The organism is Ructibacterium gallinarum (assembly GCF_014982785.1).
GTDB lineage: Bacteria > Bacillota > Clostridia > Monoglobales > Monoglobaceae > Ructibacterium > Ructibacterium gallinarum.
In genome coordinates this window covers 76,978-89,119 of record NZ_JADCKB010000008.1, presented here as the reverse complement: position 1 = coordinate 89,119, position 12,142 = coordinate 76,978, and the positions used below count along the sequence as shown (strand labels likewise).

The window sequence follows — 12,142 nt, the reverse complement described above, 5'->3', positions numbered from 1 at the left end:
CAAAAGATTAGATACGCTGCACGCTTCTGGGGGTATGTAAGGTCTGGCTCTGGCGATAGGGGCGGCAAAGCAGATAGATGCCGCCGGCAAGGACCAAAATGGCAGCAACGGTGCCAAAGCCAAAACTTCCATAGAGGAACAGGCTGCCAAATTGGTTGATACAGAGGGCGGTCAGATAGGCAAACACGGTCTGATAGCCCAGTGCGAACCAGGTCCAGCGGGCGCTGTTCATTTCCCGCCGAATGGCGCCCATAGCGGCAAAGCAGGGAGCGCAGAGCAGATTAAACACCAGGAAAGAATAGGCGGCAGGGGCGGAATATGCGGCGGCCAGGCTCTGCCAGATTTCAGAGCCGTCCTCAGCTACCTCGGCAAAGCCATAGAGAATGCCAAAGGTACCCACTACGTTTTCCTTGGCCACCAGTCCGGTAATGGCTGCCACGGCGGATTTCCAGTCGCCCCAGCCAAGGGGAGCAAACAGCCAGGCAAAGCCCCGGCCGATCATGGACAGCAATCCGTCGCTTAGGTCATCTACCATGCCAAAGCCGTCCTCTGTAAAACCAAAATTGGAGGTAAACCAGATAAAGATGGTGGACAAAAGAATGATGGTTCCGGCTTTTTTGATAAAGGACCAGCCGCGCTCCCACATGCTCCGCAGAACGTTGCTGACGGTGGGAATATGATAGGCGGGAAGTTCCATAACAAAGGGGGCGGGGTCTCCGGAAAACATCCGGGTCTTTTTCAGAATAATGCCGGAAATGACAATGGCGGCAATGCCTACAAAATAGGCGCTGGGCGCCACCCACCATGCCCCGCCGAAAATTGCACCGGCAATCAGCGCGATAATGGGAAGCTTTGCGCTGCAGGGGATAAAGGTGGTGGTCATAATGGTCATTTTTCGGTCTCGGTCATTTTCGATGGTACGGGAGGCCATAACCCCGGGCACGCCGCAGCCGGTGCCGATCAGCATGGGGATAAAGGATTTCCCGGACAGGCCGAACCGGCGGAAAATCCGGTCCATAATAAAGGCAATGCGCGCCATATAGCCGCAGGCTTCCAAGATGGCCAGCAGGAGAAAGAGTACCAGCATTTGGGGCACAAACCCCAGGACAGCCCCCACGCCGGCAACAATGCCGTCTAAGATCAAGCTTTGCAGCCAGTCGGCGGTATGCATGGCGGTCAGTGCGTTTTCAATCAGCACGGGAATTCCGGGAACCCAAAGCCCCAACAAAGAAAACCCATCGCCAAACAACCCGTCATTGGCCCAGTCGGTGGCCCAGGTGCCCACCGTGGTCACCGAGAGGAAATAGACAAAGAACATAACGACGGCAAAAATGGGCAGAGCCAAAATACGATTGGTCACCACCCGGTCAATCCGGTCAGAGACAGAGAGCGCATAGCGGTTTTTCTTTTTCACCGTACCCCGAAGCACGGAAGTAATGAAGTCATAGCGCTCGTTGGTGATAATGCTTTCCGCATCTTCTTTTGTTTTCTCTTCCGCCTTGGTGATGATGTCTGAAACATTGGGCAGATTCCCCGTCAGTTTGTCGTCCCGTTCAAAAAGTTTAACGGCATAAAACCGAAACTGCTGCGGCGGAACATGGCCCTGAAGCCGCTCTTTGATAACAGAGAGATAGGTTTCGGTCTGTGCCGAGAAGGCAGGCGGCTTTGGCGCCGCCGTACCCGCAAGAGAGACGGCTTTTTCCGCAGCCTGCTTGATGCCTCTGCCTTTCAGGGCAGAAACCGCAAAGACCGGACAGCCTATCGCAGAAGAAAGCTTTTTAAGATCCATGCTGTCCCCGTTTTTTTCAACAATATCCATCATGTTGACAGCCAGCAGCATGGGGATTCCCAATTCCATAAGCTGGGTGGTCAAATAGAGATTCCGTTCCAGGTTGGTGCCGTCAATGATGTTTAAAATGACGTCCGGTGTTTCACCCAAAAGGAAGTTCCGGGCAACCACCTCCTCTAACGTATAGGGAGAGAGGGAATACACGCCCGGCAGATCAACAATGGTGACATCGCTGTGTCCCTTCAGCCGGCCTTCTTTTTTTTCCACCGTAACGCCCGGCCAGTTCCCTACAAACTGGTTCGCCCCGGTCAGGGCATTAAACAGCGTGGTTTTGCCGGAATTGGGATTCCCGGCAAGGGCAATTTTGATTGACATACAGGTTCCTCCTCAAATAGGTTAGTCTAAACTAACTAAAAATGAAAAAAATAATTGCTTCACAAAGTAGTGTGCTTTGCCCCAAAGGGGAAAAGGCGGGCTTATTCCACCTCGATGAGGGCGGCGTCGTTTTTACGAATGGAAAGGGAATAACCCCGAACACTGATTTCGATAGGGTCGCCCAGGGGGGCTACTTTGCGTACCATAACCTGAGTACCTCGGGTAATGCCCATATCCATAATCCTGCGGCGAACAGCGCCGGCGCCTTCCAACTTAACCACCCGGGCGGTTTGCCCACATTGGATGTCTTTGAGTGTTTTCATTGTTTTCCGTCTCCTTTCTGCCATTTCAGCGGCATATCTAGTTTTCTTTCTATGTTCAAAGATTTTTTATAACCAGCAGTATGCGGGAGAGAGTCAGACCAAAATCCGGTTTGCCATAGCGCGGTCGATGGCGATTCTGGCATCTTTAACGTGCACAATCAAATTTCCGCCCCGATTGGAGACCACCACAACCGTTTCTCCTTCGGCAAAACCCAAATGATACAGATGTTGGCGGATATCGTCTCTGCCGGTAATTTTGAGAATGGTTTTATTTTCTCCCATCTGTGCCATGGATAATGGCATAAGCGCTCCTCCTTTCTGTGTTAGTCTTAACTAACTACAAAATAAGTTTAACGCAACTAACCGAATTTGTCAAGGGGAAAAAGGAAAAAAATACAAAATTGGTAAAAGCGCATGAGGGGAGGAGGAAAAAAGAGGGGAAGAAACAGCAAAAAACCCAAGCAGGGAAGGAAAAAGAGAAAAGACAGGGAGAGATTGACCGGGAGAAAAATTCATGGTATACTAAAGAAAGAGTGAAAAGGAGGCGCGGGAAATGCAGATCAAGGAATCGGCGGAGAATTATCTGGAACGGATTTTGATGCTGAAGAATCAGAACGGAACGGTACGGAGCATTGATATCGCCCATGCCATGAATTTTACCAAAGCCAGCGTATCGGTTGCCATGAAGAATTTTCGTCAGGAAGGATATATTAAGATGGAAGACGACGGGGAGATTGTGCTGACGGAGAAGGGGTTAAAGGTGGCGGAGCGGATATATGAACGGCACCAGGTGATTGCTCGTGCATTGATGGCGCTGGGGGTAGAGGAAAAGACGGCATATGAAGACAGCTGTAAGATAGAGCACGATATCAGTGACGAGAGTTTTTTAAAGCTGAAAGAGCATGTTTTGCGCCATGAGGAAAAAGAATAAAAAAGAATTGGTCCGCCGCCTGCGCTGTTTAAGGAATGGAAAGAGAAGTTTTTAAAGGGAGTGACCTTGTGAAAAAGGTTGATAAGAACGAAAGATATTTTCTGGCCTGTGAAAGAGACTGGGTTTATTTTACTTTAATTGCAGTTGCAGGCTTTTGGGGAGCCTATACCTATTTGCTTCGGGGCAATATATTCTGCAATGCGCAGACGGGTAATGTGGTTTTGATGGGGCTTGCCCTGGGCTCTGGAAAATGGCGGGACGGACTGTATTATCTGGTGCCTATTTCGGCTTATATTTTGGGGGCTTTTGTGTCTGAGTTTTTCCCAAATCCACTGAAACGCCATTTTTGTGTACGTTGGGATACGGCGCTCATCTTGATTGAAATGGCGGCGGTGCTGGGCTTGGGGTTCCTGCCGGAGACTGCGCCGGTGCAGATTGCCCAGGTGGTCATTAATTTTATTGCCTCTATGCAGTATAATACCTTCCGTCAGGCAGAAGGTGTGCCTATGGCTACTACCTTTGCCACCAACCATATTCGGCAGATCGGTGTTGGATTAGCCAAGGAATTTCACCGCCGGCATACGGCAAATAAGGATCATAGAGAGAAATTGGTCAAGCACTGCGGCATGCTGTTCTTTTTTGCTGCCGGGGCTGTCATAGGGACGGTTTTCTGCCATTTTTTGATCGGGAAAGCCATCTGGATTACCATAGTGCCCTTGGGGGTCATTTTTGTGACTCTGCTCCATGCGGATCTGACTACCGAAAAGGATATGGTAGAAAAAAAGCCGGCTGGACATTAAAAACGGGACGAAAAAATTGTCCCGTTCAGACTGTCGAAAAAGTCGTTATACCGCAAGCGAGACAATAAAAACAAAACGCACTTCCTTTTCATAAACTTTATGTTGTCGTATAAAATGACGCCGGATTCATCGAGAAACCGGCGTCATTGCTTGCTTTTCCCGCAATCGCTCTCTGCCGTACCTTTGTACGCTGACGAAAGCAATTGCGGAAAATCTAACTTCCTTTTTCAACATCTGTCAGCGTGTCGATACTTTATCGACACGCTGAACGGGACGAAAAAAGTCGTCCCGTTTTTTGTGTATTGCTCCAATGGACTGTCCTGTCGAAAAGGCGGCGGAGCGGCAGAAAAACTGCTGTTCTTTGCAGAAAATCAAAGAATTTGTCAACGGAAATATTTTGCAATTTATTGTCTTTATGCTATAATAATACAAGAAAGGAAGAAATTACCAACAACGAAAGGGGATAAAGACATGAGTGTAGAGTATCAAGAAAGGGGAACGGTGCGGGAACTGCCGCGGGTGAATCCGAGAGCAGAGATGCAGATGCTGGAAAAGAGCCGGAATTTCACACGGTGCGGGGAGAGCCGAACCATACCCATACGGAATATCAGCCCGAATCCGCATCAGCCGCGGCAGGAGTTTGACAAGGAGGCGCTGCAGGATTTATCCATATCCATTATGGAATATGGTCTGATGCAGCCGGTAACGGTGCGGCAGATAGGGCCGTTTGACTATGAACTGATCGCGGGAGAGCGGCGGCTGACGGCCTGCCGGAACTTGGGAATGACCTATATACCGGCCATTGTCATGACGGCGGATGCCACGGACAGTGCGGTGCTGGCGCTGGTGGAGAACATTCAGAGGGAAAACCTGAATTATATCGAAGAGGCGGAGGCTTTCAGCAATCTCATTCAGGAGCACGGGCTGACCCAGGAGGAATTGGCGGAGAAGCTGGGCAAGAGCCAGTCTACCATAGCCAATAAGATACGGATATTGAAGCTGTCGGCCAAGGTGCGGCAGATGCTGACGGAATATCGGCTGAGCGAGCGGCATGCCCGTGCGCTTTTGCGGCTGCCAGATGACCGGCAGCGGCAGCGGGCGGTAAAACTGATTGTGGAGCGGGGTCTGAATGTAGCAGGAACCGAGGAACTGGTGGACAAGCTGCTCAAGGCGGCAGAGAAAACGAAAGCGGCAGAAAAGACGGCAGAAAGCCGGGGCTTTGGGGACATGCGGATTTTCAGCAATACCATACGCCAGGCGGTGGAAATGATGCGGCGGTCGGGGATTGAGGCCAAGGCCAGCCGGAAAGAGAGCGATAGGTATATTGAGTATACCATTTTGATTCCTAAAGAAGGGGAAGGAAACACGGAAACACAGGAGAAAGAATGGTAATTTTATATTCGTTTTATGGGAAAGGAGCGTCCTGGGAAAAAGGGTATATTTTTGCGGTCTATTTACTTGCGGTGGAAAGGGCACTGCATATCCCTCCAATGTTATTGTTGAAGAAAGAGAGACAAGGCGAAAAATTGCACAAAAATGTAAATATCCCCTTGACAAACGGCAAAGATGGAATTATAATCAAAAATGACAGCCAAAAGGCGCTGGGAGTGATGCACTCACAGCGCTTTTTCTGGTATAGAGGCAATGGAGCGCAGATGGGAAAGGAGCAGATAAATGGCGAATATCAATGAGCTTTTCGGTTGTATGGTGTTTGATAGCCAGGTCATGCAGGAACGGTTGCCGAAGGATATTTTTCGGCAGGTGAAAAAGACCCGGGAAGAAGGTGTGCCGCTGACCCGGGAGGTAGCGGATGTGGTGGCCAATGCCATGAAGGATTGGGCGATTGAAAAAGGGGTGACCCATTTTGCTCACTGGTTTCAGCCCATGACGGGGGTTACGGCGGAGAAACATGACAGCTTTATTTCGCCGACTGATAACGATAAGGTGATTATGGAGTTTTCCGGGAAAGAGCTGATTCGGAGCGAGCCGGACGCATCCAGTTTCCCGTCGGGGGGGCTGCGGTCCACCTTTGAGGCAAGAGGCTATACCGCGTGGGATCCCACAGCCAATGCGTTTATCAAAGACGGCATTTTGTGTATTCCCACCATTTTCTGTTCTTATACGGGTGAGGCGCTGGATAAAAAGACGCCGCTGATGCGGTCGCTGGAGGCGCTGAATATACACGCCATGCGGATTTTGCGGTTGTTTGGGCATACAGAAGTGAAGCGAATTGCCACCACAGTGGGGCCGGAGCAGGAATACTTTTTGATTGATCGAAAGGTTGCGGCCAAGCGGCGGGACATTACCTTTACAGGGCGAACGCTGTTTGGCGCCATGCCGCCAAAAGGACAGGAACTTGACGATCATTATTTTGGAGTGGTCAAGTCCCGGGTATCGGAGTATATGAAGGATCTGGATGAATCTTTGTGGCGGCTGGGGATTCTGGCAAAGACCAAGCATAATGAGGCGGCTCCTTCCCAGCATGAGCTTGCGCCCATTTTCTGTGCGGGTAACATTGCGGCGGACCATAACCAGCTGACTATGGAGCTGATGAAGAAGATTGCGGAGAAGCATTCCATGAAATGCCTGCTGCACGAGAAGCCCTTTGCCGGGGTCAACGGCAGCGGTAAGCATGACAACTGGTCGATTTGTACGGATACGGGAATCAACCTGCTGGATCCGGGCAAACGTCCTCATGATAATTTGCAGTTTTTGGTATTTTTATGTGCCGTGCTGAAGGCGGTGGACGAATATCAGGACCTTTTGCGGATGGCAGTAGCTACAGCCGGGAACGATCACCGGCTGGGAGCGGCAGAAGCGCCGCCGGCAATCATATCGGTATTTTTAGGCAGTGAACTGACCGAGGTTTTGGAATCCATTGAGAAGAGCAGTGACTATATCAGCCGGAAAAAGGAAATTATGGAAACCGGCGGCGTGGACGCACTGCCGAACTTTGTCAAGGATACCACCGACAGGAATCGAACCTCCCCCTTTGCTTTTACGGGGAATAAGTTTGAATTTCGTATGCCGGGGGCGAGTCTTTCCATATCGGGCCCCAACTTTCTTTTGAACACGGCGGTGGCAGAGGCGCTAAGCCAGTTTGCGGACGTGCTGGAAAATCGCGGGGATATGCCGTTTGACCAGGCGGTACTGCAGCTTTTGCAGGATACCATCCGTGCGCATAAGCGGATTATTTTTAACGGAAACAACTACGGTGAAGAATGGGTCAAAGAAGCCGAACGGCGTGGGCTTTGCAATTACAGGACGGCGCCGGAGGCGCTGCCGGCGTTTGTGGCGGAAAAGAATCTCAAACTGTTTGAGAAGCACCACATTTTGAGCCGTGACGAGGCCAGATCCCGTTACGAGATCAATCTGGACAATTACAGCAAGGTACTGAATATCGAGGGAATGACCATGCTGGAGATGGTGCACCGGGATATTCTGCCAGCAGTGACGGAGTATATAGGCACGCTGGCAAAGACGGCGGGTGCAAAGAAACAGGTTTGCCCGGCGGCGTCCTGTGAGACAGAGGAAGCGCTGATCAAGAAGCTTTCGGAGTTGTCGGCATCGCTGTATGAATTGGCTGGAGAGCTGGAAAAGAACATTGCGGCGGCCAAGCTGGTGGAAGAGAAACAGAGCCAGGCGGAATGTTATCGGGATACGGTGCTTTCCAAGATGGAGCAGGTTCGTATTGTTGCGGACGAGATGGAGGTACATATGCCAAGAGAGGTGTGGCCGCTGCCGTCTTATGGGGATCTGCTGTTTAGCATACAATAGATAAAAGGACGTGGCAAGATGAAACAAGGAGTGTTTGCGGCGCTTGCGCTGGTACTGCTGGCGGGAGTGCTGGCAGTATTCTGGATTGGCGGCGTGATCATGGGCCGTTCGGGGACAGACAGCTATACGGGCGGTGCGCCGGTGGATTATGTGATCATTCTCGGCTGCCGGTTAGATGGCAGGGAACCCGGCCGGTGCCTGGAGGAGCGGGTCAAGACGGCGGCGGAGTATTTGCGCAAGCACCCCTTTGCCATGGCGGTTTGTTCCGGCGGCCAGGGAGAGGACGAGGAGATCTCCGAGGCGGAGGCCATTGCGAATGCGCTGAAAAAGCGGGGGATCTCAGCGGGCCGGATTATTTTAGAGGACCAGTCCCACAGCACTTATGAAAATTTTCAAAAAAGCAAAGAGATTTTGGATCGCCGCAAGGGCGGGGAGCCGTATCAGGTCAGTTTTGTGACCAATGATTTTCATGTATACCGTTCCCGGCTTTTGGCAGAGGAGATCGGGTTTTCTTCTCCGGCGGCAGTGTCTGCCAAGACGCCGGCATCTCTTTATTATACCAACTTGCTGCGGGAGATTGCGGCAGTCGCAGCAACCTGGTGTGGCTATCGGTAAAAAAAGAACCTCCGCAACAATGCTGTTACGGAAGTTTCACGGTACTCAAACCTTGGGCAGTCCCGGACGGTAGGAGTGGCCGTGGCAAATGGCAATGGCCAAAGCATCGGCAGTATCGTCCGGTTTTGGCACTTTGTCAAGACCCAAAAGCAGTTTTACCATCTGTTGAACCTGGGTCTTGTCGGCTCTGCCATAGCCGGTAACGGCCTGCTTGACCTGAAGCGGTGTGTATTCAAAAATGGGGATCTGGCGGTTCAGGGCAGAGAGCAAAAGAACACCCCGGGCCTGGGCCACATTGATGGCAGTTTTCTGGTTGCTGTTAAAGAACAGCTCTTCAATGGCCATAAAATCCGGGTGAATGCGGTCAAGGATCTGGTTCATGTCCTCATAAATGGAGCGGAACCGGTCAAACATGGGCATGGCGGCGTCGGTGGTGACAGCGCCAAACTCCAAAGGCCGAAAATGGTTGTTTTTGTATTCTACGATTCCATAGCCCACAATGGCAAAGCCGGGGTCGATTCCTAATATGATCATGATAAGCCACCTGATTTTTGGTATATTTTTTTGATAAATCCCCTTGCAAAAGAGGGGGACGTATTATATAATGATAAGCAAAGAACAATTCCAGTATATCACAGTTTGGAGGAAATTACAATGGCAAAAGAAAAGGTAGTCCTTGCGTATTCGGGCGGACTGGATACGTCCATTATCATTTCATGGCTGATTGAGAACTACGGCTATGAGGTCATCGCGGTCTGCGGCGACGTGGGTCAGGGCAAGGAGACAGAGGGCCTGGAAGAGCGTGCCAAGGCCAGCGGTGCGTCCAAGGTCTATATAGAAGATCTGCGGGACGAGTATGTAGAAGATTTTATCTTCCCCACCTTAAAGGCGGGTGCAGTGTATGAGGGCAAATATCTTTTGGGAACCTCCCATGCCCGGCCGATCATCGCCCGGCGTCTGGTGGAGATTGCGGAAAAAGAGGGTGCAGTGGCGATCTGTCACGGCGCAACCGGAAAGGGCAACGACCAAGTACGGTTTGAGCTGACCATCAAGGCATTGGCGCCGCATTTGAAGATTATTGCTCCCTGGCGGATCTGGGACATCAAGTCCAGAGAAGATGCGGTGGATTATGCGGAAGCGCATGGTATTGAAGTGCCGGTCACCAAAAAGGATCTGTATTCCAGAGACCGGAATATCTGGCATATCAGCCACGAGGGGATGGATCTGGAGGATCCGGCCAACGAACCGCAGCTGGACAGCCTTTTGAAGTTGTCGGTACCGCCGGAAAAGGCGCCGGATCATCCCACCTATGTGACCATCGGGTTTGAAAAGGGCGTGCCAGTTTCTATTGACGGTGAAAAAATGGCGGCAAGACCGCTGGTAGAAAAGCTGAACCAGTTGGGTGGCGAAAACGGTATTGGGATTGCGGATATCGTAGAAGACCGTCTGGTAGGCATGAAATCAAGAGGGGTATATGAGACCCCGGGCGGTACGATTTTGTATGCGGCTCTGCAGGAGCTGGAGTATCTGTGTCTCGACCGTGACACCCAGGCGTTTAAACGTCAGGCGGCCATCAAGTTCAGCGAACTGGTGTATGACGGTAAATGGTATACGCCGCTACGGGAAGCGCTGTCGGCTATGGTAGATTCCATGGAAGAGACAGTAACCGGCGAAGTGCGGCTGAAGCTGTATAAGGGCAGCGTAACACCGGCAGGTGCGAAATCCCCGTATTCTTTGTATAACGAGGATATTGCCAGCTTTGGCGACAGCCACGAGCTGTACAGCCATAAGGACGCAGAGGGCTTTATTAACCTGTTTGGCCTGCCGCTGAAAGTCCGTGCCATGATGAAGCAGAAGAACGAGGAAAAATAAAACCTTTCCCTGCGGTATGGGAAAGAAGAAAAACCGGCAGAAAGCGGTGGTCCGCTATCTGCCGGTTTTTTTATGGGATAAGGTGGAGGTAATGGCGTGAACCGGGCAGGCCCGGACACAGTCTCCACAGCGGATACAGTCCATGCTGTTGGGTTTGTCAAACACCGGAATATCCATTTTGCATGCTTTTTGACAGGCGCCGCAGCGGGTACAGCGGTCAGTGTCCACCTTCAAACGGTAAAAGGCAATGGGATGAAAGAGGCCGTATACTGCGCCCAAAGGGCAGAGATATTTGCAAAAAGGGCGATAGACCCAGACGGACAGCAAAAGGATCAGGCCTAAGATAACCGCCTTGAGGGCAAAAAGACTGCCGGCGGCGGCACGCAGATTTTCGTTTGCGGCAAGCAGTGGAATCCCGGCCATCAGTGTCCCGGCGGGGCAGATCAGCTTGCAGAACCAGGGCTGTCCCTGACCGACAAAATCCACCACCAAAAGGGGGAGAAGGATCACCAGCAGAACCAAAATGACATATTTCATCCATTTGAGTATTTTGTCGCCGGGCAGGTTTTTCCGCTTTTTAAAAAAGGGAATTTTATAAAGAAGATCTTGTACCAGCCCAAAAGGGCAGAGCCAGCCGCAGACAAACCGGCCCAACAGTGCGCCGATAAAGAGGAGAAACCCCAGCACATAAAAGCCGAATTTGTTTCTGCCGCTTCCAAGGACGGCCTGCAGTGCGCCGATGGGACAGGATCCCAGCGCGCCGGGACAGGAATAGCAGCTGAGTCCGGGCACGCAAAAGGCCTTGGAAGGGCCTTTAAAAATCGTTCCTTTCACAAAACCAACGGCATAGCCGTTGGTAAGCGCCGTCCATATCAGCTGTACCCAAAGGCGAAGACGGTTTTTTCGTTTATCAGCCAATTCCGATACACTCCAGACATACATAAATTGCTTTTTGCAGGACAATGGCGGCCTCGCCGCCAAAGATGCCGCCGCCAACCATCATAATCAGTCCCAGCGCGGCCAAGGCGGCAGCTAAAAATTTTTGCAGTCCTTTTTTCATCTTATTCCACCGCCTCTAAGAGGTCGTTGATGATCTTTTCCCATTCGGCCTTGGTCATCATTCCCACATAGGAACGCCCTACCTGCTGTCCCTGTTCGTTGACAAACAGGGTTTCGGGGATACTGCTGACTTCATACAGCTTATTTGCAATCAGGTCGGGAGAGGGGAGCAGATGGACATAGTCGGCGCCGGTTTCGGCGGCAATTTGTTTTGCCTTTTCCACCTGGGCATCGTCAATGTTGCCGTTTAAGTCCCCTGCGTCAGAGACAATGCCAATGACCTGAAAGCCCTTGTCGGCGTATTCCTTGTTCAGGGCGCCAAGATCGGGCATTTCCTTCAGACAGGGCGGGCAAAAAGTGCCCCAGATGTTGATCATGGTCAATTTGTGCCCCTGAAACAGGGTTTGGTCGGCCTCCTGGCCGTCAAGGGTCTGGGCGGTGAATCGGGTAAAAGCATTTTTCCCGGTGGTCTCATTCTCTGCGACGGTTTGCCAGGCGCTGGAGGAATCGGTGTTTTGGTCGTTTTGACAGCCGGTCAGCAGAAAAGCCGATGCGGCCGCCAGAGTAAGACAAAGAAAAGCAAGTCGTTTCATCATGAAAA

15 protein-coding genes are annotated in these 12,142 nt (G+C 51.3%); 8 read left to right on the top strand and 7 right to left on the bottom strand.

Going from position 1 to position 12,142, the window contains the following annotated elements:
• Positions 1 to 7 precede the first annotated feature (7 nt).
• The 3 genes from feoB to INF28_RS05320 all read right to left on the bottom strand — a co-directional run bounded on the left by feoB (position 8) and on the right by INF28_RS05320 (position 2,790).
• Positions 8 to 2,164 (bottom strand): ferrous iron transport protein B, encoded by a 2,157-nt coding sequence (gene feoB, locus INF28_RS05330; protein WP_226392431.1) that lies wholly within the window; start codon positions 2,162 to 2,164, stop codon positions 8 to 10.
• 101 nt (positions 2,165 to 2,265) lie between these two features.
• A complete protein-coding gene (locus INF28_RS05325; RefSeq protein WP_226392430.1) occupies positions 2,266 to 2,487 on the bottom strand; it encodes a FeoA family protein in 222 nt (73 codons plus the stop codon).
• Between the two features lie 93 nt (positions 2,488 to 2,580).
• Positions 2,581 to 2,790 (bottom strand): FeoA family protein, encoded by a 210-nt coding sequence (locus INF28_RS05320; protein ID WP_226392429.1) that lies wholly within the window; start codon positions 2,788 to 2,790, stop codon positions 2,581 to 2,583.
• Positions 2,791 to 2,901: 111 nt separating this feature from the next.
• On the opposite strand from INF28_RS05320, the gene INF28_RS12835 reads away from it, so the two are divergent.
• From INF28_RS12835 to INF28_RS05290, 7 genes are all read left to right on the top strand, one after another.
• The gene (locus INF28_RS12835; protein ID WP_264175701.1) at positions 2,902 to 3,024 is read left to right on the top strand and encodes a hypothetical protein; all 123 of its coding nucleotides are present in this window, start codon (positions 2,902 to 2,904) and stop codon (positions 3,022 to 3,024) included.
• 16 nt (positions 3,025 to 3,040) lie between these two features.
• Positions 3,041 to 3,418: a metal-dependent transcriptional regulator gene (locus tag INF28_RS05315; RefSeq protein WP_226392428.1), complete on the top strand. Its 378-nt coding sequence runs from the start codon at positions 3,041 to 3,043 to the stop codon at positions 3,416 to 3,418.
• Between the two features lie 35 nt (positions 3,419 to 3,453).
• Positions 3,454 to 4,218, top strand: coding sequence for a YoaK family protein (locus tag INF28_RS05310; RefSeq protein WP_226392427.1), 765 nt, complete (start codon positions 3,454 to 3,456; stop codon positions 4,216 to 4,218).
• A 471-nt stretch (positions 4,219 to 4,689) separates the two neighbouring features.
• A complete protein-coding gene (locus INF28_RS05305) occupies positions 4,690 to 5,610 on the top strand; it encodes a ParB/RepB/Spo0J family partition protein (RefSeq protein WP_226392426.1) in 921 nt (306 codons plus the stop codon).
• On the top strand, positions 5,604 to 5,909 hold the full coding sequence (locus INF28_RS05300) for a hypothetical protein (RefSeq protein ID WP_226392425.1): 306 nt from the start codon (positions 5,604 to 5,606) through the stop codon (positions 5,907 to 5,909). Before INF28_RS05305 ends, INF28_RS05300 begins: the two co-directional genes overlap by 7 nt.
• Positions 5,893 to 7,995: a glutamine synthetase III family protein gene (locus INF28_RS05295; RefSeq protein ID WP_226392424.1), complete on the top strand. Its 2,103-nt coding sequence runs from the start codon at positions 5,893 to 5,895 to the stop codon at positions 7,993 to 7,995. Before INF28_RS05300 ends, INF28_RS05295 begins: the two co-directional genes overlap by 17 nt.
• 18 nt (positions 7,996 to 8,013) lie before the next feature.
• Positions 8,014 to 8,610 carry a YdcF family protein gene (locus tag INF28_RS05290; RefSeq protein ID WP_226392423.1) on the top strand — a complete coding sequence of 199 codons (597 nt, stop codon included), beginning with the start codon at positions 8,014 to 8,016 and terminating at the stop codon, positions 8,608 to 8,610.
• A gap of 45 nt (positions 8,611 to 8,655) precedes the next feature.
• Here INF28_RS05290 and ruvC read toward each other — a convergent pair whose 3' ends face one another.
• A complete protein-coding gene (ruvC, locus tag INF28_RS05285) occupies positions 8,656 to 9,144 on the bottom strand; it encodes a crossover junction endodeoxyribonuclease RuvC (RefSeq protein ID WP_226392422.1) in 489 nt (162 codons plus the stop codon).
• A gap of 120 nt (positions 9,145 to 9,264) precedes the next feature.
• Here ruvC and INF28_RS05280 point away from each other — a divergent pair, with 120 nt between their 5' ends.
• Positions 9,265 to 10,482, top strand: coding sequence for an argininosuccinate synthase (locus INF28_RS05280; RefSeq protein ID WP_226392421.1), 1,218 nt, complete (start codon positions 9,265 to 9,267; stop codon positions 10,480 to 10,482).
• Positions 10,483 to 10,536: 54 nt separating this feature from the next.
• On the opposite strand, the gene INF28_RS05275 is transcribed toward INF28_RS05280, so the two are convergent.
• From INF28_RS05275 to INF28_RS05265, 3 genes are read right to left on the bottom strand one after another with little or no spacing between them, the layout of a single operon-like run.
• Positions 10,537 to 11,424: a 4Fe-4S binding protein gene (locus INF28_RS05275; RefSeq protein WP_226392420.1), complete on the bottom strand. Its 888-nt coding sequence runs from the start codon at positions 11,422 to 11,424 to the stop codon at positions 10,537 to 10,539.
• Positions 11,393 to 11,542, bottom strand: a complete 150-nt coding sequence (locus INF28_RS05270; protein WP_226392419.1) for a CD1871A family CXXC motif-containing protein — start codon at positions 11,540 to 11,542, stop codon at positions 11,393 to 11,395. The genes INF28_RS05275 and INF28_RS05270 overlap by 32 nt, the downstream gene beginning before the upstream one ends.
• Position 11,543: 1 nt before the next feature.
• Positions 11,544 to 12,137 carry a TlpA family protein disulfide reductase gene (locus INF28_RS05265; RefSeq protein ID WP_226392418.1) on the bottom strand — a complete coding sequence of 198 codons (594 nt, stop codon included), beginning with the start codon at positions 12,135 to 12,137 and terminating at the stop codon, positions 11,544 to 11,546.
• Positions 12,138 to 12,142 lie beyond the last annotated feature (5 nt).

What these genes read in the sequence shown, in the direction of transcription:
- ruvC (WP_226392422.1), bottom strand. Translation starts at nt 9,144, where the DNA reads ATGATCATATTAGGAATCGACCCCGGCTTTGCCATTGTGGGCTATGGA.
- INF28_RS05265 (WP_226392418.1), bottom strand. Translation starts at nt 12,137, where the DNA reads ATGATGAAACGACTTGCTTTTCTTTGTCTTACTCTGGCGGCCGCATCG.
- INF28_RS05300 (WP_226392425.1), top strand. Translation starts at nt 5,604, where the DNA reads ATGGTAATTTTATATTCGTTTTATGGGAAAGGAGCGTCCTGGGAAAAA.
- INF28_RS05305 (WP_226392426.1), top strand. Translation starts at nt 4,690, where the DNA reads ATGAGTGTAGAGTATCAAGAAAGGGGAACGGTGCGGGAACTGCCGCGG.
- INF28_RS05320 (WP_226392429.1), bottom strand. Translation starts at nt 2,790, where the DNA reads ATGCCATTATCCATGGCACAGATGGGAGAAAATAAAACCATTCTCAAA.
- INF28_RS05315 (WP_226392428.1), top strand. Translation starts at nt 3,041, where the DNA reads ATGCAGATCAAGGAATCGGCGGAGAATTATCTGGAACGGATTTTGATG.
- feoB (WP_226392431.1), bottom strand. Translation starts at nt 2,164, where the DNA reads ATGTCAATCAAAATTGCCCTTGCCGGGAATCCCAATTCCGGCAAAACC.
- INF28_RS12835 (WP_264175701.1), top strand. Translation starts at nt 2,902, where the DNA reads ATGAGGGGAGGAGGAAAAAAGAGGGGAAGAAACAGCAAAAAACCCAAG.
- INF28_RS05325 (WP_226392430.1), bottom strand. Translation starts at nt 2,487, where the DNA reads ATGAAAACACTCAAAGACATCCAATGTGGGCAAACCGCCCGGGTGGTT.
- INF28_RS05280 (WP_226392421.1), top strand. Translation starts at nt 9,265, where the DNA reads ATGGCAAAAGAAAAGGTAGTCCTTGCGTATTCGGGCGGACTGGATACG.
- INF28_RS05290 (WP_226392423.1), top strand. Translation starts at nt 8,014, where the DNA reads ATGAAACAAGGAGTGTTTGCGGCGCTTGCGCTGGTACTGCTGGCGGGA.
- INF28_RS05275 (WP_226392420.1), bottom strand. Translation starts at nt 11,424, where the DNA reads ATGTATGTCTGGAGTGTATCGGAATTGGCTGATAAACGAAAAAACCGT.
- INF28_RS05310 (WP_226392427.1), top strand. Translation starts at nt 3,454, where the DNA reads ATGGAAAGAGAAGTTTTTAAAGGGAGTGACCTTGTGAAAAAGGTTGAT.
- INF28_RS05295 (WP_226392424.1), top strand. Translation starts at nt 5,893, where the DNA reads ATGGCGAATATCAATGAGCTTTTCGGTTGTATGGTGTTTGATAGCCAG.
- INF28_RS05270 (WP_226392419.1), bottom strand. Translation starts at nt 11,542, where the DNA reads ATGAAAAAAGGACTGCAAAAATTTTTAGCTGCCGCCTTGGCCGCGCTG.